The sequence below is a fragment of the Sphingomonas oleivorans genome (assembly GCF_003050615.1).
GTDB lineage: Bacteria > Pseudomonadota > Alphaproteobacteria > Sphingomonadales > Sphingomonadaceae > Sphingomonas_H > Sphingomonas_H oleivorans.
Map to the genome: position 1 here is coordinate 93298 of NZ_NWBU01000004.1, position 20717 is coordinate 114014.

The window sequence follows — 20717 nt, forward strand, 5'->3', positions numbered from 1 at the left end:
GCGGTCGCCGCCGGCAGCAGCGCAAGACTAGGGTCACGGCCACGGCATTTTATTTCGGATTATATGTGAATTCGATCGCACCAGACCGCAGCCAAGCTTTCGCGCGGCAGCGAATGCTTGGGAATGCGGTGTATCGCAATGCAATGTCGGACGCCCCCGCGCAGAATTCGATAATCAACAGGGCGGCGCCGCGATCGCAGAAGGAGAATATTGACCAATGGCGACAGTACCGGAACCGGACTCCCGCCTGCGCCTGCGCGCTATGACGTCGGCGGACCTGGCCGCCGCCCAAGCCCTATCGAAAGCCGAGCAATGGCCGCATCGCCTGGAAGATTGGGAAATGCTGCTGGCGCTCGGCGACGGCGTCGTCGCCGTGGAGGGCGATACCGTCGTGGGCACGACCATGTGGTGGCCCTGCGGCCCGAAGGCGGCGACAATCGGCATGGTCATCGTTTCGCGTGATCATCGCGGCGCGGGCATCGGGCGGATGCTGATGGAAACGGCGCTTGCCGCGACCAAGGCCGAATCGCAGATGCTCAACTCCACCGAGGAAGGCGAGCCGCTATACCGCAAGCTGGGTTTCGAGCCGGTCGGCGAGATCCTCCAGCATCAAGGCGCCGCCTTTTCCGTGCCGATCATCCCGCTCGAGACGGGCGAGCGCATCCGCCCGCTCGGCACGAGCGACTGGGAGGCTGTCGCAGCGATGACCGAAGCGGCCACGGGCCTCACCCGTCCCGCGCTGCTGGCCGAGCTTCAAAACTCGGCGCATGGCGTCATATTGGACGAGGATGGCCGCCAGGCCGGCTTCGCCCTGTTCCGCCGCTTCGGCCGGGGCTATTCGGTCGGCCCGGTCGTGGCGCCGGACATTGTGCGCGCCAAGGCGCTGATCTCGCACTGGCTGGGATCGCAGGCGGGCAAGTTCACCCGGCTCGATATTCCGGGCGATAGTGGCCTTTCGGCCTGGCTGGAGGATCTGGGCATCGTCCGCGTCGGGCGCGTCGTCACCATGCTGCGCGGCAAGCCGCTTCCCGCGACGGGCGACATGCGCTCCTTCGCGATCGTCACCCAGGCGCTCGGCTGATGGCGGCGCTTCCCGACCTCGCCGATCCCGCGCTGTTCATCGAGCGCGCCTTCATCGGCGGCCGCTGGACCGAGGCGTCGAGCGGCGCGACCATCGACGTCACCGATCCCGCCACCGGTGCGCGGATCGGCGCCGTGCCCGCGGGTGACGCCGCCGATGCCCGCGCGGCGATCGACGCCGCGGCCGAGGCGCTAGGGCCCTGGCGGGCAAGGCCCGCAGGCGAGCGGGCGGCGATCCTCGAACGATGGCACGACCTCATCCTCGCCAATGTCGCCGATCTCGGCCGGATCATGACCGCCGAGCAGGGCAAGCCGCTGGCCGAGGCGGAAGGCGAGATCCGCTACGCCGCCACCTTCGTCAAATGGTTCGCGGAGGAGGGCCGCAGGATCGGCGGCCATGGCGTTCCTGCGCCCACCGCGGACCGTCGCGTCTTGGTGCTCAAGGAGCCGGTGGGCGTCACCGCCGCGATCACGCCGTGGAACTTCCCGGCGGCGATGATCACGCGCAAATGCGCGCCCGCGCTGGCGGCAGGATGCACGATGGTGGTAAAGCCTTCGGAGCTCACGCCTTTCACGGCGCTCGCCCTGGCGCTGCTCGCCGAACGCGCCGGCGTGCCGGCGGGCGTTCTGAGCGTCGTCACCGGTCTGCCCGAGGGGATAGGCGGCGAGCTGACCGCCAATCCGGTCGTCCGCAAGCTCTCCTTCACCGGATCGACCCGCGTCGGCGCGTTGCTGATGCGGCAGAGCGCCGACGGCATCAAGCGGCTCAGCCTCGAGCTGGGCGGCAATGCGCCCTTCCTCGTCTTCGACGATGCCGATGTCGATCTCGCCGTCGCGGGCGCAATGGCCAGCAAGTTCCGCAATGCCGGCCAGACCTGCGTCTGCGCCAATCGCATATTCGTCCAGGACGGGATTCACGACGCCTTCGTCGAGCGGCTGGGTGCCGCCGTCCGCGCGCTCCGCGTCGGCGACGGGCGCGCTGCCGGCACGACGATCGGCCCGCTGATCAATTCCGCCGCGACGGCCAAGGTCGCCGCCCATGTCGAGGATGCGCTGGCGAAGGGCGCGACCCTGTATGCGGCCGCCGACAGCGATCTCGATCCCACGCGTTTTGCCCGGCCGGTCGTGCTGACCGGAGCGGCGGCCGCTATGCGGCTGGCGGAGGAGGAGACGTTCGGCCCCATCGCCCCCGTCTTCCGCTTCCGGCATGAGGCGGAGGCGATCGAGCTGGCCAATGCCACGCCCTATGGGCTCGCCGCCTATTTCTACACCAACGACATCCATCGCTCCTGGCGCGTCGCCGAGGCGCTGGAATTCGGCATGGTCGGGCTCAACACCGGCTCGATCGCGATGGAGATGGCGCCCTTCGGCGGCATCAAGCAATCCGGACTGGGACGCGAGGGCGGCCAGCTCGGCATCGAGGAATATCTGGAGCCCAAGGCCTTCCACATCGGCGGCCTCAAGCTTCGCGCAGACTGAATAGAGGACAGAGACCGGCATGGCCGACCAACGCAGCTACACCATCGCGATCATCCCCGGCGACGGCATCGGCAAGGAAGTGGTGCCGGAAGGCGTGCGCGTGCTCGAGGCCGCCGCCAGCCGCTACGGCTTCCGCATCGAGCAGCAATGGCATGATTTTGCGAGCTGCGATTATTATGCTCGCCACGGCCAGATGATGCCCGACGACTGGAAGGCGCGCATCGGCAATCCGGCGGCGATCTTCTTCGGCGCGGTCGGCTGGCCCGATACCGTGCCCGACCATGTCTCGCTCTGGGGCTCGCTGATCCAGTTCCGGCGGGAATATGACCAATATGTCAACCTCCGCCCGGTGCGGCTGATGCCGGGCGTGCCCTGCCCGCTGGCGGGCCGCAAGCCGGGCGACATCGATTTCTGGGTGGTGCGCGAGAATACAGAGGGCGAATATTCGGCGATCGGCGGCACGGCCTTTCCGGGCACCGAGCGGGAGGTGGTGATCCAGGAGACGGTGATGACCCGCACCGGGGTCGACCGCATCCTGAAATATGCCTTCGACCTCGCCCAGCAGCGGCCGAAGAAGCATCTGACTTCAGCCACCAAGTCCAACGGCATTGCCATCACAATGCCTTATTGGGACGGCCGCGTCGAAGCGATGGCCGAGCGCTATCCCGACATCCGGCACGACAAATATCATATCGACATATTGGCGGCGCAGTTCGTGCTGAACCCCGACCGGTTCGACGTCGTCGTCGCATCCAATCTGTTCGGCGACATTTTGTCCGATCTGGGCCCGGCCTGCACCGGCACGATCGGCATCGCGCCCTGCGGCAACATCAATCCGGACCGCAGCGTCCCCTCGCTGTTCGAGCCGGTCCATGGCTCCGCCCCCGACATTGCGGGCAAGGGCATCGCCAATCCGGTGGGCCAGATCTGGTCGGCCGCGATGATGCTCGACCATATTGGCGAGACGGAAGCCGCCGCCGCGATCGTCCGCGCGATCGAGACGGTGCTCGCCGACCCCGCGCTGCGCACCGCCGACCTTGGCGGCACGGCGAACACGGAGACGTGCGGACGCGCGATCGCCGACGCGCTCGACTGACGGGGGCTGACCGCGAATCCCGCGCAGCATTATCTGCTGTGCGGGCCCCGAGAAAAATATGTCGCGCCGGATGGAAGGGCCGGATCAGCGTTCTCTGATCCGGCCCTCGCATAATGTTGCGCATCAGTTTCGTAGGGCAGGCCGATGTATTCGAACCACCTCATTGAAAGCGATCGCAACCATCTGATCCATCCGGTTACGGCATTCCGGCCGCACGAGCGGCGCGGCGCGACCGTACTGGCATCCGGCAAGGGCATGTATCTGCGCGACATCGAGGGCAATGAGCTGCTCGATGCCTTTGCCGGCCTGTGGTGCGTCAATGTCGGCTACGGCCATGAATCCATCGTCGAGGCGGCCGCCGCGCAGATGCGCCGCCTGCCCTATGCCACCGGCTATTTCCATTTCGCGAACGAGCCCGCCATCCGCCTTGCAGAACGGCTGGTCGAGCTGAGCCCGCCGGGGCTGGATCGCGTCTTCTTCACGCTCGGCGGTTCCGACGCGGTCGATTCCGCCGTCCGCTTCATCGTCAACTATTACAACGCCACCGGCCGGCCCGCGAAGAAGCATTTCATCGCGCTGGACAAGGGCTATCATGGCTCGTCCACCACCGGGTCGGGCCTGACCGGCCTGCCCGCCTTCCATCGCGATTTCGACGTGCCGCTGCCCTGGCAGCATCATATTCCGGCGGCCTATCCCTATCGCAGCCCGGTGGGCAGCGATCCGCAGGCCGTGATCGACCGTTCGGTCGCGGATCTTCGCGCGAAGGTGGCCGAGCTGGGCGCGGAAAATGTCGCGGCCTTCTTCGCCGAGCCGGTGCAGGGATCGGCCGGGGTGATCGTGCCCCCGCCCGGCTGGCTCAAGGCGATGCGCGACACCTGCACCGAGCTCGACATATTGTTCGTGGCGGACGAGGTCATCACCGGCTTCGGCCGTACCGGCCCGATGTTCGCCTGCGAGACCGAAGGCGTGTCGCCGGACCTGATGACAATGGCCAAGGGCCTCACCTCCGGCTACGCGCCGATGGGCGCGGTGCTGATGTCCGACAAGGTCTATTCGGGCATCGCCGACGGACCCCGGCCGGAGCTGCCGATCGGCCATGGCTTCACTTATTCGGGCCATCCCGTCAGCGCGGCGGTCGGCCTGGAAGTGCTGCGTCTCTATACGGAGGGCGGCATCCTCGCCAATGCGCAGGAGCGCGCGCCGCGCTTCCGCGAAGGGCTGCTCGATCTGCAGGATCATCCGCTGGTCGGCAATGTACGCGGCGTGGGCCTGCTCGGCGGCATCGAGCTCGTCTCCGACAAGGCGGAAAAGACCCGGTTCGACCCGGCGCTGCGGCTGCCCGAACGGCTGACCAACGCCGCCTATCGCAACGGCATCATCTTCCGCGCCTTCGGCGATGGAACTATCGGCCTCGCCCCCGCGATAAGCTGCGGCGCGGACGATATGGACCGCCTGTTCGCACGGCTTCGCAAGACGCTCAACGACGTTCTTGACGAGCCTGAAGTGCGGCGCGAAGTCGGCTGAACGGCATATGCCGGGATCGGGTGATCCGACCCGATCGGAGAGGAACGGATAGATGAGCATCGGTCCAAAACTTGATCGCCTCGACTTCAAGATACTGGCCCAGCTTCAGAAGAACGGCCGGATCACCAATGTCGATCTTGCCGATGCGGTCGGCCTCTCGCCCAGCCCTTGCCTGATACGCGTCAAGCGTCTGGAAAAGGCGGGATATATCACCGGCTATGGCGCACATCTCAATCTGTCGAAGCTCGGCGACGTCCTCACCGTCTTCACCGAAGTGACACTCGCGGACCATCGCAGCGGAGATTTTTCGCGCTTCGAGCAGCGTATCCGTACCGTCGACGAGGTGGTCGAATGCCATCTCGTCAGCGGCGGATATGATTATCTCCTGAAGTTCATCACGAAATCCGTGACGCATTACCAGTCCGTCATGGAAGACATTCTTGAGCGCGATTTCGGAATAGAGAAATATTTCAGCTATATCGTCATCAAGTCACCGATATTGAAGCGCTACGACCCGATCGAAATCCTGTTCGAAGGCAATCTTTCATGACGATGCAGCTCCCGATCCAGTCCGAACATGAGCGGGCCGGCGCGATGCCGGACGGCAAGGCCGGGATCGAGGAGCTGATCGCGCCGCTGGTCGCCTTCCGGCGCGACATCCATGCCCATCCCGAGCTGGGCTTTGCCGAGCATCGCACCGCCGCCGCCATCGCCGAGCAGCTCCGCGCCATCGGCCTGGAGGTAGAAAGCGGGATCGGCGGCACGGGCGTCGTGGGCGTGCTGCGCAATGGCGACGGCAAGGGCTCGCTCGGCTTTCGCGCGGACATGGACGCGCTGCCCATCCATGAGGATACGGGCCTCGATTATGCCAGCCGGACGCCCGGCATATTCCATGGCTGCGGCCATGACGGCCATGTCGCGACGCTGCTGGGCGCCGCGCGCCACCTCGCCCGCACCCGCCACTTCAACGGCACGATCAACTTCATCTTCCAGCCCGCCGAGGAAGGGCTGGGTGGCGCGCACAAGATGATCGAGGATGGCCTGTTCGATCGTTTCCCCTGCGATCAGGTCTATGCGCTGCACAATTGGCCCGATCTGCCGGCGGGCAGCGCCCGGACGCGGCCGGGCCCGATCATGGCCGCGGCCGACAAGTTCGAGATCCTGGTTTCCGGCCGTGGCGGCCATGCCGCCCTGCCGCACCAGACGCCGGATGCCATCGTCGCTGCGAGCGAGCTCGCGCTGCAGCTCAACATGATCGTCTCGCGCCGCATCCCGCCGACCAGCTCGGCAGTGCTGTCGGTGACGCAGATCGCGGGCGGCCATGCCCATAATGTGCTGCCTGCGGAAGTGCGCCTCGCCGGCACCGTGCGCACGTTCGATCCCGCCGTGCAGGATGTGATCGAGGCGGCGCTGCGCGATATTGCTGCGGGCGTGGCGCTGGCCAGCGGCACGCGCATCGACGTGAGCTACAACCGCTATTATCCGGCGACGATCAACGATGCGGAATGCGCCGCCCATGCGCTCGCGGCGGCCGCCGCCGTGTGCGGGGATGCCGCCTTCGCGCCCGATCCCGCCTATACGTCCGAAGATTTCGCCTTCATGCTCCAGGCGCGGCCGGGGGCATATCTGTGGCTGGGCCAGGGCCGGCCGGGCAAGGAGGCACCGCTGCACCATCCGCATTACGACTTCAACGACGAGGTCATCGGCACGGGCATCGCCTGGTTCACCGAGCTGGCGGAGCGGCTGCTGCCGGCATGATCTTTCGGCGCCTTCCCTTCCTGTCCTCGCGATCGCGGCGCTGCGCCGTCGCGGCCGCGCCCGGAATGGCGGGGCGCTTCCTGCTCGTGCTGATGATCTCCATCCTGATGCTGTCGCACGGGACGATGACGCCGGCCGCGGTTCATCATGACCTGTCCTTCCATGCCGACGAGATGGGCCATCATGCCGAGCATGACGACGACGATCGCGCCGGCGAAAGCAGCGATCCGGGCGCGCCGCGCGATCCGAGTGAGCCGCACAAGGGCACGGTGGCGGCAGCGCATGTCCATATCGTCGCCGATCATGTGCCCGACAGCGCATTGCCCCTCGCGCCGATAATCCGGGCCGCGATCGACACGCCCGCGATCGAGCCGATAGCATTCGCTTCACTCCAGATGCCGCCCCTGCTGGAGCCTCCAGCCGCCTGATCCACGGCCCATGGCGCGGCGCCCAGGCGATCCGCGCCGCATGTCCCCCGGATCAGGAGACTTTTCATGTTCAGATTGTCGCGCGCCGCCCTCATTGTGGCCGCTTGCTTACCGTCGGCGGCGTTCGCAGCACCGCTGACGCTCCAGGATGCCATTTCGCGCACGCTCGGCGCCGCGCCCCAGGCCGCATCAGCCGCCGCGCGCAACGATGCGCTCGTCGCCGCCCGCGCGGCGGCCGATACCCGCCCCTCCGCCTCGATCGACGCCCTCGCCGAAAATCTCGGGGTCGGCGGCAAGGATCTGAACGATCAGATCCAGGTCGGCGCCGTCTACAGCCAGCGGATCGAACGTGGCGGAAAGCGTGCCGCGCGGGTCGCGCTGGCGGATGGCGAGATCCGCGTCGCGCGCGCCGAAGCGGTCGTCCAGCGGCTCGAAATCGCAGCGACCGTCCAGCGCCTGTTCGTCGAGGTGGAGGCCGCCCAGGTCGCGCTCGGCAATGCGCGCGAGCGTGTCGCGATCGCCGAGGCGCTCGCGCGCGAGGTCGGCCGGCGGGTGAGCGCGGCGCGCGATCCGCTGTTCGCCGGCACGCGCGCGCAGACCCAACTCGCCGAAGCCAAGGTCGATCTGGAGCTTGCCATCCATGCCCATGATGCCGCGCTGACGCGGCTGATCGCGCTGTGGGGCGGCACACCCAACGGGCTGCAGGTCGCGACCGACAATTTCCTGCGCTTCGACCGGCCCGTGACCGAGCCTCGCCCCTCCGCGCCGGACCTCGCCGTCTATGAGGCGCGCGCCGCCCGGGCGGATGCCGCGATCACGCTGGAACGCGCGCGCGCCGTGCAGGACCCGACCGTCTCGGCGGGCCCGCGCTATCTTCCCGGCACGGGCGACGTGGCGCTGGTCGCGGGCTTCTCGCTGCCGCTCGGCAATCGCGCGCTCAACCGCGCCAATGTGGCGCGCGTCGAGGCCGAGCGGCGCCAGGCCGATGCGGACATGGCGGTCGAACGGTTCGAACGCACGCGTGCGATCGCGCTCGCGGCCGAGAAGGTCGAGGAATCGCGCCATGAGGCCGAGGCGATCCGCGATCGCGTGATCCCCGGCGCCGAAAGGACGCTGGCCGAGGTGCGCGCCGGCTATGCTCGCGGCGGTTTCTCCTTCCTCGACGTGTCCGCCGCGCAGTCCGCGCTCGCCGCCGCCCGCAGCCGGCTCGTCCAGGCCGCCACCCGCTATCATGAGGCCGGGGTCGAGCTCGACCGCCTGACCGGCCGTTTCGCCGATACCGTCCAGGAGACGCGCTGATGTCCAAGATCCATGCCGCCATCGCCGCGGCCTTCCTGCTGCCGCTCGCCGCCTGCGGCTCCGAAACCGCTGCCCCCGCCAGCGAGGAGCATGGCGCCCCCGCCGAAGATTATGAGCGCGGCCCGCATAATGGGCGGATGCTGCGCGATGGCGATTTCGCGCTGGAAATCACCATCTTCGAGGATGGCGTGCCGCCCGAATTCCACGTCTATGCCTATCGCGGCGACAAGCCGGTGGCACCCGCCGGCATCGATCTGGCGATCATTCTCAAGCGTCTCGACGGCGAGGTGAACCGCTTCGCCTTCCGGCCCGAGGAGGATTATCTGCGCGGTCAGGCCCGCGTGATCGAGCCGCACAGCTTCGATGTCGAGGTGATCGCGAACGAGGGCGGCAAGCGCCATCAGTGGCGCTATGCTTCCTATGAAGGCCGTACCACCATCTCCGCGCCGGCCGCGCGCGCGGCGGGCATCAGCATCGAACGGGCCGGCCCCGCCACGATCGGCGAGACGATCGAACTGGTCGGCCGGGTCGAGCTCGATCCGGCGGCGACCGCCGAGGTGGGCGCCAAATATCCCGGCCGGGTCGTCTCGGTCGCGCGCAATGTCGGCGACCGGGTGGCGCGCGGAACGCTGCTCGCGCGCATCGAGAGCAGCGAAAGCCTGCAGACCTATTCGGTGTTCGCGCCGATCGCCGGCATCATTACCGAGCGCCGCACCAATGTCGGCGGCGTCACCGGCTCCGAGCCCCTTTTCGTGATCGCCGATCCGTCGCGCACGGTCGCGTCCTTCCCGGTTTTCCCGCGCGACATGGAGCGGGTGCGCGCCGGCCAGCCGGTGCAGATACGCGGGCTGGAAGGCAATCGGGCGCAGAGCACGCGGATCCGCGACTTCCTGCCGCTGGCGGACAGCGCCACCCAGTCGCTCACCGCGCGGGCGACGCTGCCCAATGCGGACGGCTTCTGGCGGCCGGGCATGAGCGTGCGGGGCGAAGTGACGGTCGAGCAGCGCAGCGTGCCGCTGGCGGTGAAGACCAGCGGGCTGCAGGCGTTCCGCGACTTCACCGTCGTCTTCGCGCAGGTCGGCGACACCTATGAGGTGCGGATGCTCGAGCTCGGCACGCAGGGCCCCGAATGGACCGAGGTGAAGTCCGGCATCAAGCCGGGCCAGGCCTATGCCGCCACCGGCAGCTATGTCGTGAAGGCGGACATAGAGAAGTCCGGCGCCAGCCACGACCATTAAGGGATCCGCAGCCATGCTCGAACGCATCATCCGGCTGTCGATCCGACAGCGCTGGGCGGTCCTCGCGATCGCCCTCCTTCTCGGCGCCGTGGGCGTCTACAGCTTCGGCCGGCTCAAGATCGACGCCGTGCCCGACATCACCAATGTGCAGGTGCAGATCAATACCGCCGCGCCCGGCTTCTCGCCGCTCGAGGCGGAGCAGCGCATCACCTATCCGGTCGAGACCGCGATCGCGGGGCTGCCGGGCCTCGAATATACGCGCTCCGTCTCGCGCTACGGACTGAGCCAGGTGACGGTGGTGTTCCGCGACGGCACCGACATCTATTTCGCGCGCCAGCTCGTCAATGAGCGGCTGCAGGGCGTGCGCGGCAATCTGCCGCCCGGTCTCGCCCCCGAAATGGGGCCGATCGCGACGGGTCTCGGCGAGATCTTCATGTACACGATCGAACCGAAGCCGGGCGCGCGCAAGCCCGACGGCTCCGCCTGGACCGCGCAGGATCTGCGCACGCTCCACGACTGGGTGGTGCGCCCGCAACTGCGCACCGTGCCCGGCGTCACCGAGGTCAATTCGGTCGGCGGCTATCGCAAGGAATATCATGTCACGCCCTATCCCGAGCGGCTTGCCGGCTATGGCCTGACCGTCGGCGACGTGATCGGCGCGCTCGAACGCAATAATGCCAATGTCGGCGCAGGCTATGTCGAGCGCTATGGCTCGCAATATCTGATCCGCGTGCCGGGCCAGGCGGCCGGCGAGCGCGATCTGGCAGGGATCATCGTCGCCTATCGCGGCAATGTGCCGATCCGCATCGCCGATGTGGCGGATGTCGTGATCGGTTCGGAAATGCGCAACGGCGCCGCCACCAAGGATGGGCGCGAGGTGGTGCTCGGCACCATCTACATGCTGGTCGGCGAAAATGCGCGCGACGTGAGCCAGGCCGTCGCCAAGCGGCTGGAAGAGGTCAATCGCTCGCTCCCCGCCGGCGTCGTCGCCGAGACCGTCTATGACCGCTCGAAGTTGGTCGATGCGACGGTCGAGACGGTCCAGAAGAACCTTCTCGAAGGCGCGCTGCTCGTCATCGTCATCCTCTTCCTGCTGCTCGGCAACATCCGCGCGGCGCTCATCACCGCAGCCGTCATCCCCCTATCCTTCCTGCTGACGATCAGCGGCATGGTCGCGAACGACGTGTCGGGCAATCTCATGAGCCTGGGCGCGCTCGATTTCGGCCTGATCGTCGACGGGGCGGTGATCATCATCGAAAACTGCCTCCGCCGCTTCGGCGAGGCGCAGCATCGGCTAGGCCGGCTGCTGAGCCGGGAGGAGCGCTTCGGCCTGGCGGGTGCGGCGACGGCCGAGGTGATCCGGCCGAGCCTGTTCGGCATCGCGATCATCACCATCGTCTATCTGCCGATCTTCGCGCTGACCGGCGTGGAAGGAAAGACCTTCCACCCCATGGCGGCCACCGTCGTCATGGCGCTGATGGCGGCACTCTTCCTGTCGCTCACCTTCGTGCCGGCGGCGGTCGCGCTGTTCGTCACCGGCCGGGTCGAGGAGAAGGAGAGCCGCGCGATGCGTGCCGCAAGGTCCCGCTACGCGCCGCTGCTCGATCTGGCGCTCCGCCGCCGGGGAGCAGTGATCGCGGGCGCCGTCGGGCTCGTCCTGTTGAGCGGCGTCGCAGCGACGCGGCTCGGATCGGAGTTCATCCCGAATCTCGACGAAGGCGATCTCGCGCTTCATGCGCTGCGCATCCCCGGCACGAGCCTCACCCAGGCGGTCGAGATGCAGTCCGCGCTCGAGCGACGCCTCAAGCGCTTCCCGGAAGTGGCGGACGTGTTCGCCAAGATCGGCACGGCGGACGTCGCCACCGATCCCGTGCCGCCGAGCGTCGCCGACACTTTCGTCATGATGAAGCCGCGTTCGGAATGGCCCAATCCGCGCAAGCCCAAGGCCGAGCTGGTCGCCGAGATGGACGCCGCGGTGCAGCAGGTGCCGGGATCGCGCTATGAGTTCATCCAGCCGATCCAGATGCGGTTCAATGAGCTCATCGCCGGCGTCCGCTCCGACGTCGCGATCAAAGTCTATGGCGACGATCTCGATCGGCTCGCCCAGACGGCCGATGCGGTGCTGAAGGTGGTCTCCTCGATCCCTGGCGCACAGGATGCGCAGGCCGAACAGACGACCGGCCTGCCCTTCATCCAGATCCTGCCCGACCGCGCGGCGCTGACCCGCCTCGGCCTCAATGTCGAGGATGTCCAGACGGTGATCGGGACGGCGATGGGCGGCCGTTCGGCGGGGCAGATGTTCGAGGGCGATCGCCGCTTCGACATCGTCGTCCGCCTGCCCGAGCGGCTGCGCGAGGATCCCGCCGTGCTCGAACGCCTGCCCGTACCGCTGCCGGCGGCAGCGGACGGCACGCCCCGTTCGGTGCCCCTGTCGGAGATCGCGACGATCGAGCGCACCACCGGGCCGAACCAGATCAGCCGCGAGGACGGCAAGCGCCGCGCGGTCGTGACGGTCAACGTCCGCGGCCGCGACCTCGGCTCCTTCATCGCCGAGGTGCAGCAACGGATCGACGCGGAGGTGAAGCTGCCCGCCGGCTATTGGGTCGATTATGGCGGCACGTTCGAGCAGCTCCAGTCCGCATCGACGCGCCTCAAGATCGTCGTGCCGCTCGCGCTGCTGCTGATCTTCGGCCTGCTGCTGGCGCTGTTCGGATCGGCGAAGGATGCCGGCATCGTCTTCTCGGGCGTGCCGCTCGCGCTTACCGGCGGCATCGCGGCGCTGCTGCTGCGCGGCATTCCCTTCTCCATCTCGGCGGGCATCGGCTTCATCGCGCTGTCGGGCGTCGCCGTCCTGAACGGCGTCGTGATGCTGACCTTCATCCGCCAGCTTCGCGAGGAAGGCCGGCCGCTCGACGAGGCGATCCGCGAGGGCGCGCTCACCCGCCTCCGGCCGGTGCTGATGACCGCACTCGTCGCCTCGCTCGGCTTCGTGCCGATGGCGCTCAATGTCGGTCCCGGATCGGAGGTGCAGCGTCCGCTCGCCACCGTCGTGATCGGCGGCATCATCTCCTCGACGCTCCTGACCCTGCTCGTCCTGCCCGCGCTCTATCGCGCGGTGCATGGGCGACGGGTGGCGGCGGAGGACCGCGCCGTGCCAGCCATGAGCTGAAGCGAAAGACGCCCCGGCCCTGTCGGCCGGGGCGTCAGCATCATTTAATGCTTGGTCGCCTCGTCGCCGCGCGAGATTGGAATCCTGCGGCCACGCTCAATGGCCTCCGCCGATCTGGGCAGGGTGATCGTCAGCACGCCATCCTCGAACGTGGCCCTGGCCTGATCCTCCTGCACCCCGGCGGGCAGGCCGATGCGGCGCTCGAAACGGCCATAATAGCGTTCCGAATAGCCGCGATCCTTGTCCTCGGTCTCGCTCTTGCGTTCGCCACGCAGCGTGAGCACGCCATCTTCGACCAGAATCTCGACATCCTTCTCACGCATGCCGGGCAGTTCGGCGGTGATGCGCACCTCATTGTCGGTCTGGCTGGTCTCGACCATCGGCCACCCGCCTCCCATGCGCTGGCCCAATGCGGGCATCAGCGCGGGCATGTCGAAGCCGCGAAACGGGTCGAAACCCCTGAAAGCATCGTTGAAGAGACGGTTCATCTCGCGATGCAGCGACAGCAGGGGATTCGCTTCCTCGCCGCCATAGAGGCTCGGGGTCCGGCTACTTTCCCGGCCCCAGGGTATAAGATCACGCATTGCCATCCTCATCCTCCTTATATTTCAAGCCTGAACATGGTTGCGCCGCCGGCACGCGCCCGGTCGCTCGATGAAGGGACAGGTCTGGGCGGGGTCAGTTCGCCGCTCATATCCGGCTCCTCCAACAGGCAATATGACTGCGCAGGGAAGCCCGAAATGCCCAGACGCCCCTCCGACAGGACCGGACCCGAACGGCGGCGCCCGGTGGATATGGAGCTAGGTGATTTACGGCTTGTTTCAAGATGATGGCGGCTAAGCGTGCCCCGTTTTCGCTCCGATTCCGGGCCATCCGGATGCCTCGCCCGCATCCGCCCGGGCGGTGTGCGCGACCGACCCGAAACGGGCGCGATAGACGGCGGGCGTCGTGGAAAGCTGCACGCGGAAATGATGCCGCAAGGTGGCGGCCGTCCCGAAGCCCGAGGCTTCAGCGACAGCCTCGATCGGCGCCATGCTTTTCTCCAGCAGCTCGCGCGCCCTGGCCAGCCGTTCGGCGAGAAGCCATTTGGCAGGTGTCGTGCCCGTAGCGGCCTCGAACCGGCGGAGGAAGGTGCGCGGGCTCATTCCGGCCGCCCGGGCGAGCCCCTCTAGCCTATGGTCCCCCTTTATATCCTGCCGCATCCGATCGAGCAGCGGCGCGATCCGCGCGCTTTCATGGGGCATGGCGACGGCGCGTTCGACGAACTGCGCCTGCCCCCCATCGCGATGCGGCGGGAGGACGAGACGGCGCGCGACCTTGTTCGCCGCCTCCGTCCCGAAATCTCGGCGCACCAGATGGAGGCAGAGATCGATCCCGGCCGCGCTGCCGGCGGAGGTGAGGACATCGCCCTCATCCACATAGAGCACATCCGGCTCGACGCGGATGGCAGGATAGTGCGCCTGCAGTCTTTCGGCATAGCGCCAATGCGTCGTGGCACGTTTGCCCGACAGCAGCCCCGCCGCCGCCAGCACGAACACGCCGGAACAGATTGAGAGGATACGCGCGCGCCGCGCATGCGCCTTCCGGAGCGCGGCGATCAGGCGATCAGGAACGGGCTCGTCGACGCCGCGCCATCCGGGCACGATCACCGTTCCTGCCCGATCGACCAGATCCAGCCCGCCATCCGCCACCATGCGGACACCGCCCGTCGCCCGGAGCTCGCCCGGCTCGATCGCGGCAACGGCGAAACGATACCAATGCTCGCCCATTTCCGGCCGGGGGAGACCGAATATCTCCACCGCCACCCCGAATTCGAAGGTGCACAGCCCGTCATAGGCGATGGCGACAACCAGTGGATCGGGCGCGGGGCTGATGCGGAACGTTTTTGTCATGATCTTGATGCTATATGGCGTTCTTGCCAGCTACCAGCCCCTCAAGGCCTGGGCGATATGCGAGGCCATCATCCGCGCCATGATCTAGGAGGGCTGAAATGAGCTATGTGATCGAGATTCCCGCGGCGTCCCCCGAAGTGGTGATCGCGCATTTTTCGCACCGGCTGTCGGTGGAGACCGACTGCGCGGACGTCGCCGCGGCGCTGGAAGCCGGCGAGCAGGATTTCGTCCTGCTCCATGTCGTCGGATCGGAGGCGGCCTATGAGCGGCGGCATGTTCCGGGCGCGATCCATCTGCGCCATGCGGAGATTTCGGCCGAGCGCATGGCGGAATGGCCGGAGGACACGCTGTTCGTCGTCTATTGCGCCGGCCCGCATTGCAATGGCGCGGATCGGGCGGCGCTGAAGCTCGCGCGGCTGGGGCGGCCGGTGAAGATCATGATCGGCGGTATCACCGGCTGGGCCGACGAGGAACTGCCCTTCGCCTCGGGCGCGGAGCCGGGCCTGATCGCAAAGGCAGCCTGATGGATGGCGGCGCGCAGGCCCTCATCCGCCCCTTCGCGCGGCGGGACGTTGCCCAAGTGCTGGACCTGATGCGGGCGCTTGCCGTCTTCGAAGGCTATATCGATCGCTTCCAGGTCAGCGAGGCCGATCTGATCGAGCATGGCCTCGGCCCCTCGCCGCGCTTCGGCCTGTTCGTGGCGGAACTTGCGGGCCATGTCGTGGGGATCGCCGTCCATTATATCATCCCCTGGACGTTCGACCTGAAGCCCACGCTGGTCCTCAAGGAACTGTTCGTCGCCGCGGAGGCCCGCGGGCTGGGGGTCGGCCGCGCGCTGATGACCGCAATCGTCGAACATGCGGCGCGCATCGGCGCGCCGCGGGTCAACTGGCTCGTGCTGGCGGGCAATGAACGCGCCAAACGATTCTATGAGAGCCTGGGCGGGCAGCATGACATTATGTGGGAGCCGTGGACGATGGCTCCCAATGCGTTGAACGACTCTCGTCTGGACTGAGCACTCCCGTCATCCCTGCCTCCGCAGGGTGACGGTTCAGACGCATCAAGCGCCCGCCATCTCCGCCCGTCCACGCGCCTTGCCTGGCTCGACCATGAGCGCCGGCATGTGCGTTGAAAGTTCGTCGATCGTCGCGCGCACGCGCGAAGGCAGATGCCGGGCCTGCGGCCAGACCGCATGGACCTCGCTGCCCGTCGCCCGATACTTCCCGAACAATATCGCCAGATCGCCGGCGCGGACGCGATCGGCGACAAGCCAGCAGGGCAGGCAGGCGAGGCCGGCCCCCGCCATGGCGGCCTCAGCGATCGCATCCAGATCGTTCAGCCTTATGCGGCTGCGAGGCTGTATCTCCTCAAGCCTGCCATCGGGGCCGGTCAGCCGCCAGGGCTCGACCCGTCCGCCGCGATAAGCATAAGGAAGACAGTCATGATCGGCCAGATCAGCGGGCGTCAAGGGCGCCCCGCGCTCGGCAAGATAGGCCGGGGCCGCGCAGACGACCATCCTGAACGTCCCCAGCATGCGCGCCATCAGCCCCGCGCGATCGGGCAGCGGGCCGACACGGACCGCGAGATCGACCCGCTCCTCGACCAGATCCACGAGCTGATCGGAAAAGCCCAGATCGAGTTCGAGCTGCGGATGCCGCCGTACAAGATCGAGCAGGATCGGCGCGACGCAGCGGCGGCCGAGCAGGACGGGCGCGCTGACGCGCAGCATTCCCGATGGCGAGCGGCCGCCATCGTCCAGCACCGCCTCCGCTGCCTCGAGCTCCGCCAGCACGCGCAGGCAGCGTTCATGGAAGGCCTGCCCGTCGTCGGTCAGGCTCTGGCCGCGCGTCGTGCGGTGGAAGAGCCTGGTTCCGAGCCTTTCCTCCAGCCGCGCGATCGCCTTGCCCACCGCCGACCGGCTGAGCCCGATCCGATCCGCCGCGCGCGCGAAGCTGCCGGCCTCGGCGGCCTGGACGAAAATGGAAATACCGCTCAGCCGATCGACCAAAATGCCTCCACCATGTAGCGCATATGTCTACACTGAACGGACAAATCTCCGTCACTGCGGATCATATCGCTCCATTATGTCTCGCGTCCAGCCAAGGTGGAGCGAGACATGACGAACATGATGAAGCGGTGGCAGATCAGCGCGGCCGGACGCCAGACGCTGGAGCTTGCCGACGTTCCGGTGCCGGTCGCGGGCCCGGGCGAAGTGCTGGTCCGCGTGAAGGCCGTGTCGCTCAACTATCGCGACCGGCTGTTCCTCGAAAATCAAGGCTATGCCCAATTTGCCCTGCCGTTCACGCCCGCATCGGACCTGGCCGGCGAAGTCCAAGGCGTCGGGCCCGGCGTCACGCGCTTCAAGGCCGGCGACCGGGTGATCAACAATTTTACCGCCGGCTGGATCGACGGGCCGCCGCCCCGCGTCAACGGGGTCAATCAGAGCTTCGGCGGCCCCCTGCCCGGCGTTCTGGCCGAATATGTCGCCCTGCCCGCCGAATGGCTCGTCGCGGCGCCGGCCACGCTCGACGATGCGGAAGCGAGCACCCTGCCCTGCGCCGCGCTCACCGCATGGACAAGCCTCGTCGAGCTCGGCGGGCTGCGCCCGGGCGAGACGGTGCTGGTCCAGGGCACAGGCGGCGTCTCGCTCTTCGCGCTGCAATTCGCCGCCGCGATGGGCGCCGAGGTGATCGTCACGTCGAGCGGCGAGGAGAAGCTGGAACGCGCCAAGGCGCTCGGCGCGACACATGGCATCAACCGCGAAACCACGCCCGACTGGGCCGAAGCCGTCCTTGGAATCACAAGCGGGCGCGGCGCGGATCATATTCTGGAAATGGTCGGCGGTACCAATCTCGGCAGGTCGATGGCAGCGATCGCTCCATCCGGCCGCATCTCGCTGATCGGCGTGATCGGCGGCTTCGAATCGAGCCTGCCTTCCTTTCCGGCCTTCCAGGCGCAGGCGACGGTCCAGGCCATTTTCGTCGGCAACCGCCGCGGGCTGGAGAATATGGTCCGGGCAGTCGACCGGATCGGCCTCAAGCCGGTGATCGACACGCAATTCGCCTTCGCCGATCTCCCCGACGGACTCGATCGTCTCGAGCGGGGACCGTTCGGCAAGATCGTCATCCGCGTTTCGAAATGAGGACGGACATTCCCGTCATGCTCGTCTAGCAGCGGGACGGCTCCCGGGAGCCATCTCCGCAACTCCATCCCCGACCGCGCCATCGTCGCAAAGGCCATCGCGGATGAGAGGGCGGCCGCGCATGATTTCGCGAGCCGCCCTGCAATGTGGAAGCGCGAATTAGAATTTCCGCGTGATTTCCAGTCCAAATTCTATGGGTCGACCGGGAATATAGCTGTCGATGCCCATGGAGCCGCCCCTATTCCTGCTCAGTTCGACTTTCTTATCGAGCAGGTTGGTGCCGAAGATACCGATCGACCAGGGGCTATCTTCGCCAGGCTGGAAGTCCAGCCGCCCGCCGAGCAGGCCATAACCAGGCGTATAGCAGCTCCCGATCGGGTTGCAGGCGGGCTTCCGGCCGACCGCGCGCCAGTTCAGGCTGGCGGTCAGGGTCGAATCGGACGGCAGGTAGAAAGTATAATTGCCCGAAACGCTGTAAGTATATTTGGGCGCGGTGTTGACCGGCGTGTTGAGCGTAAAGGAGACGCCCGGTCGGATGCTGTCATAAGCCTGGTCGAGATAGGAGCCGTTGGCCCGAAGGACAAGCTCCGGCACGGGCTGCACCACCAGCTCGCCCTCGAATCCCTGCTCATGTGCCGTAGCGCCCGTCTGCACCTGTCGCGTATCGACGCCGTTGATGTTGATCAGCACCGTGGTCTGGATATCGGCATAGTCCTGATAAAAGGCCGCGACATTGACGCGAAGACGGCGATCGAACCATTCGCTCTTCAAGCCGGCCTCGTAGGATGTGACCTTTTCGGGATCATAGGAGACGAGGATCCCGCCCAGATTGGAGCCGAGCTGCTGGTTGAAACCGCCCGCATTATAGCCGCGCGTCACGCTGACATAGGTGAACAGATCGGGAGTCCAGGCATAGGATAATTGGGCGCGCGGATCGAAGCTTTCCCAACTGTCCTTGCCACTTCCTACAAAGTGACCACCACAAGCCGCCGCCCCGGCCTGGAAAGCGGCGACGAAGCTTCTGCATTGCGGCGTGGTGTAGATGGTTTGCAGGAAGACGTCGCTGGACGCCTTCTTGCGATCATAGCTGTACCGGCCGCCCAGCGTCAGTTCGAGCGCGTCGGTGAACTTGAACGAGGCCTGGGCGTAGGCAGCCCAACTCTCGAACTTGTTATCGGCATCATAGGTGTAGCCGATGGGGTCGATCCAGTCGGGGCCGGTATCCTGCACGAACCCCGTCTTCTGATGATAATAGAAAAGGCCGAGAACATAGTTCATCCGCCCATCGATCGCCTTGCCGTTGAGGTTGACCTCTTGCGTGAACTGGTCCGTCGAGGTGTCGTCCAACTCCGCATAGATGTCATTGGGTGCGTTTATCGTCGGATTGTACCAGGATGAATCGGAATGACGATAGGCCGTTATCGATTTCAATGAAATATTGTCGTTAAAATCATAGTTCATCCGCAGATTGACCGTCGCGACCTCGGTATCGTTGAACGACTCCCTATGCCCTCCCCTTGTCCGTCCGGTACCATTTGAATCGCCGCCTTTCGCGATATCGGTAATGGCTGAACTGGTGGGGATGCTCAGCGTCGCTCCGCCATAGACGGCATAATCCTTGTTCAGGATAGGATAGGCGGTACACAAGGGGATCGAATGCAGCGCATTATAGTTGCGCATATAGGCCGCCGTCGGGCGGCAGCCTGTCACGATCGATGTCGATCCATCCGTATTCGACTGGTTATATTCGCCGAGAAGATCGATCGTCAGCTTGCTGTCCGGCAGCGCGCGTATCTGAAAGCGCGCCGACTTGTCGTTGACATTGTTGCTCTCCCCCTCGTCCAGCACATGCTTGATATAGCCATCGGCATTCTGGGTCCGGAAGCTGAAGCGCGTGAGCAACGCATCGCTCACGGGAATGTTGATCGCGCCTTCGGCGTCCAGACGCTTGTAGCTGCCGACACGGCCCAGCAGATAGCCGCCGGTATCCGCAGTGGGGCGGCGGGTGGACAGCAGCACGGCGCCAGCTGTCGTATTCTTGCCGAACAAGGTTCCCTGCGGCCCCTTCAGCACCTGAAGGGAATCCACGTCATAGAAATAGAGCTGATTGCCTTCCTGGCGCGCGACATACATTTCATCGACATAAAAGCCGGCCTTGGTGTCGACATTCACTTGGGAGTTGGTCTGGCCGATGCCGCGGATCGTGAAGCTCGCCCCGCCCGTCGCCAGAGGAAGAACCTCGAGGTTGGACACCGCCCCGCGAAGATCCTGGAAGTTTCGGATATTCTGCTCCGCCGCTTCTTCGCCCGAAATCGCCGTTACCGAGACCGGCGTGTCCTGCAGATTTTCCGCACGCCTGCGCGCGGTGACGACCACCTCGCCAAGGGCTCCTGCGGCTTCGGGCGTGGTGGCTTCCTGGGCATGGGCCACGCCCGCGCCACCGAGCGGCGTCATCACCGTAGAAAGGAGCATCGCCTTGATGAAATGATTGCGGGCAATGCTTGTAAGCGCTTCACCTGGACCTGACATAAGGATACCCCCCTTCCTTGATTGCGGTTCAGCCGACCAGTCGCGACAAGTCGCCGGCGGGTTGAGATGTCGGACTCACAAGC

General features: G+C 66.4%; 17 protein-coding genes. 13 read left to right on the top strand and 4 right to left on the bottom strand.

Annotated elements, in window-relative coordinates; translation table 11 throughout:
* Positions 1 to 217: 217 nt before the first annotated feature.
* The 10 genes from CLG96_RS00625 to CLG96_RS00670 all read left to right on the top strand — a co-directional run bounded on the left by CLG96_RS00625 (position 218) and on the right by CLG96_RS00670 (position 13071).
* Positions 218 to 1081 carry a GNAT family N-acetyltransferase gene (locus CLG96_RS00625; RefSeq protein ID WP_107965938.1) on the top strand — a complete coding sequence of 288 codons (864 nt, stop codon included), beginning with the start codon at positions 218 to 220 and terminating at the stop codon, positions 1079 to 1081.
* A complete protein-coding gene (locus CLG96_RS00630; RefSeq protein WP_107965939.1) occupies positions 1081 to 2559 on the top strand; it encodes an NAD-dependent succinate-semialdehyde dehydrogenase in 1479 nt (492 codons plus the stop codon). Before CLG96_RS00625 ends, CLG96_RS00630 begins: the two co-directional genes overlap by 1 nt.
* A 19-nt stretch (positions 2560 to 2578) precedes the next feature.
* Positions 2579 to 3655: a tartrate dehydrogenase gene (locus CLG96_RS00635; protein WP_107965940.1), complete on the top strand. Its 1077-nt coding sequence runs from the start codon at positions 2579 to 2581 to the stop codon at positions 3653 to 3655.
* Between the two features lie 144 nt (positions 3656 to 3799).
* Complete coding sequence (locus CLG96_RS00640; RefSeq protein ID WP_107965941.1) at positions 3800 to 5179, top strand: aspartate aminotransferase family protein; 1380 nt, start codon at positions 3800 to 3802, stop codon at positions 5177 to 5179.
* Between the two features lie 52 nt (positions 5180 to 5231).
* Positions 5232 to 5729, top strand: coding sequence for an Lrp/AsnC family transcriptional regulator (locus CLG96_RS00645; protein WP_107965942.1), 498 nt, complete (start codon positions 5232 to 5234; stop codon positions 5727 to 5729).
* Positions 5726 to 6937 carry a M20 aminoacylase family protein gene (locus tag CLG96_RS00650; RefSeq protein ID WP_165799467.1) on the top strand — a complete coding sequence of 404 codons (1212 nt, stop codon included), beginning with the start codon at positions 5726 to 5728 and terminating at the stop codon, positions 6935 to 6937. Before CLG96_RS00645 ends, CLG96_RS00650 begins: the two co-directional genes overlap by 4 nt.
* Positions 6934 to 7365: a hypothetical protein gene (locus tag CLG96_RS00655; protein ID WP_107965943.1), complete on the top strand. Its 432-nt coding sequence runs from the start codon at positions 6934 to 6936 to the stop codon at positions 7363 to 7365. Before CLG96_RS00650 ends, CLG96_RS00655 begins: the two co-directional genes overlap by 4 nt.
* Before the next feature lie 66 nt (positions 7366 to 7431).
* On the top strand, positions 7432 to 8664 hold the full coding sequence (locus tag CLG96_RS00660; protein ID WP_107965944.1) for a TolC family protein: 1233 nt from the start codon (positions 7432 to 7434) through the stop codon (positions 8662 to 8664).
* The gene (locus CLG96_RS00665) at positions 8664 to 9902 is read left to right on the top strand and encodes an efflux RND transporter periplasmic adaptor subunit (protein WP_107965945.1); all 1239 of its coding nucleotides are present in this window, start codon (positions 8664 to 8666) and stop codon (positions 9900 to 9902) included. The genes CLG96_RS00660 and CLG96_RS00665 overlap by 1 nt, the downstream gene beginning before the upstream one ends.
* A gap of 13 nt (positions 9903 to 9915) precedes the next feature.
* Positions 9916 to 13071 carry an efflux RND transporter permease subunit gene (locus tag CLG96_RS00670; protein ID WP_107965946.1) on the top strand — a complete coding sequence of 1052 codons (3156 nt, stop codon included), beginning with the start codon at positions 9916 to 9918 and terminating at the stop codon, positions 13069 to 13071.
* Positions 13072 to 13115: 44 nt separating this feature from the next.
* Here the strand turns inward: CLG96_RS00670 and CLG96_RS00675 are convergent, their stop codons facing one another.
* Together CLG96_RS00675 and ftrA are read right to left on the bottom strand one after the other, a co-directional pair.
* The gene (locus CLG96_RS00675) at positions 13116 to 13661 is read right to left on the bottom strand and encodes an Hsp20/alpha crystallin family protein (protein ID WP_107965947.1); all 546 of its coding nucleotides are present in this window, start codon (positions 13659 to 13661) and stop codon (positions 13116 to 13118) included.
* A 246-nt stretch (positions 13662 to 13907) separates the two neighbouring features.
* A complete protein-coding gene (gene ftrA, locus CLG96_RS00680) occupies positions 13908 to 14963 on the bottom strand; it encodes a transcriptional regulator FtrA (RefSeq protein WP_107965948.1) in 1056 nt (351 codons plus the stop codon).
* A gap of 98 nt (positions 14964 to 15061) precedes the next feature.
* Here ftrA and CLG96_RS00685 point away from each other — a divergent pair, with 98 nt between their 5' ends.
* Positions 15062 to 15487 carry a rhodanese-like domain-containing protein gene (locus CLG96_RS00685; RefSeq protein WP_107965949.1) on the top strand — a complete coding sequence of 142 codons (426 nt, stop codon included), beginning with the start codon at positions 15062 to 15064 and terminating at the stop codon, positions 15485 to 15487.
* On the top strand, positions 15487 to 15978 hold the full coding sequence (locus tag CLG96_RS00690) for a GNAT family N-acetyltransferase (protein ID WP_107965950.1): 492 nt from the start codon (positions 15487 to 15489) through the stop codon (positions 15976 to 15978). The genes CLG96_RS00685 and CLG96_RS00690 overlap by 1 nt, the downstream gene beginning before the upstream one ends.
* A 45-nt stretch (positions 15979 to 16023) precedes the next feature.
* Here CLG96_RS00690 and CLG96_RS00695 read toward each other — a convergent pair whose 3' ends face one another.
* Positions 16024 to 16971: a LysR family transcriptional regulator gene (locus CLG96_RS00695; RefSeq protein WP_107965951.1), complete on the bottom strand. Its 948-nt coding sequence runs from the start codon at positions 16969 to 16971 to the stop codon at positions 16024 to 16026.
* Between the two features lie 108 nt (positions 16972 to 17079).
* On the opposite strand from CLG96_RS00695, the gene CLG96_RS00700 reads away from it, so the two are divergent.
* Positions 17080 to 18105, top strand: coding sequence for a zinc-dependent alcohol dehydrogenase family protein (locus CLG96_RS00700; RefSeq protein WP_107965952.1), 1026 nt, complete (start codon positions 17080 to 17082; stop codon positions 18103 to 18105).
* A gap of 159 nt (positions 18106 to 18264) precedes the next feature.
* Here CLG96_RS00700 and CLG96_RS00705 read toward each other — a convergent pair whose 3' ends face one another.
* On the bottom strand, positions 18265 to 20634 hold the full coding sequence (locus tag CLG96_RS00705) for a TonB-dependent receptor (RefSeq protein ID WP_107965953.1): 2370 nt from the start codon (positions 20632 to 20634) through the stop codon (positions 18265 to 18267).
* Positions 20635 to 20717 lie beyond the last annotated feature (83 nt).

Bases quoted from the DNA above. Each gene is read 5' to 3' on its own strand.
- CLG96_RS00625 (WP_107965938.1), top strand. From the start codon at position 218: ATGGCGACAGTACCGGAACCGGACTCCCGCCTGCGCCTGCGCGCTATG.
- CLG96_RS00630 (WP_107965939.1), top strand. From the start codon at position 1,081: ATGGCGGCGCTTCCCGACCTCGCCGATCCCGCGCTGTTCATCGAGCGC.
- CLG96_RS00635 (WP_107965940.1), top strand. From the start codon at position 2,579: ATGGCCGACCAACGCAGCTACACCATCGCGATCATCCCCGGCGACGGC.
- CLG96_RS00640 (WP_107965941.1), top strand. From the start codon at position 3,800: ATGTATTCGAACCACCTCATTGAAAGCGATCGCAACCATCTGATCCAT.
- CLG96_RS00645 (WP_107965942.1), top strand. From the start codon at position 5,232: ATGAGCATCGGTCCAAAACTTGATCGCCTCGACTTCAAGATACTGGCC.
- CLG96_RS00650 (WP_165799467.1), top strand. From the start codon at position 5,726: ATGACGATGCAGCTCCCGATCCAGTCCGAACATGAGCGGGCCGGCGCG.
- CLG96_RS00655 (WP_107965943.1), top strand. From the start codon at position 6,934: ATGATCTTTCGGCGCCTTCCCTTCCTGTCCTCGCGATCGCGGCGCTGC.
- CLG96_RS00660 (WP_107965944.1), top strand. From the start codon at position 7,432: ATGTTCAGATTGTCGCGCGCCGCCCTCATTGTGGCCGCTTGCTTACCG.
- CLG96_RS00665 (WP_107965945.1), top strand. From the start codon at position 8,664: ATGTCCAAGATCCATGCCGCCATCGCCGCGGCCTTCCTGCTGCCGCTC.
- CLG96_RS00670 (WP_107965946.1), top strand. From the start codon at position 9,916: ATGCTCGAACGCATCATCCGGCTGTCGATCCGACAGCGCTGGGCGGTC.
- CLG96_RS00675 (WP_107965947.1), bottom strand. From the start codon at position 13,661: ATGGCAATGCGTGATCTTATACCCTGGGGCCGGGAAAGTAGCCGGACC.
- ftrA (WP_107965948.1), bottom strand. From the start codon at position 14,963: ATGACAAAAACGTTCCGCATCAGCCCCGCGCCCGATCCACTGGTTGTC.
- CLG96_RS00685 (WP_107965949.1), top strand. From the start codon at position 15,062: ATGAGCTATGTGATCGAGATTCCCGCGGCGTCCCCCGAAGTGGTGATC.
- CLG96_RS00690 (WP_107965950.1), top strand. From the start codon at position 15,487: ATGGATGGCGGCGCGCAGGCCCTCATCCGCCCCTTCGCGCGGCGGGAC.
- CLG96_RS00700 (WP_107965952.1), top strand. From the start codon at position 17,080: ATGACGAACATGATGAAGCGGTGGCAGATCAGCGCGGCCGGACGCCAG.
- CLG96_RS00705 (WP_107965953.1), bottom strand. From the start codon at position 20,634: ATGTCAGGTCCAGGTGAAGCGCTTACAAGCATTGCCCGCAATCATTTC.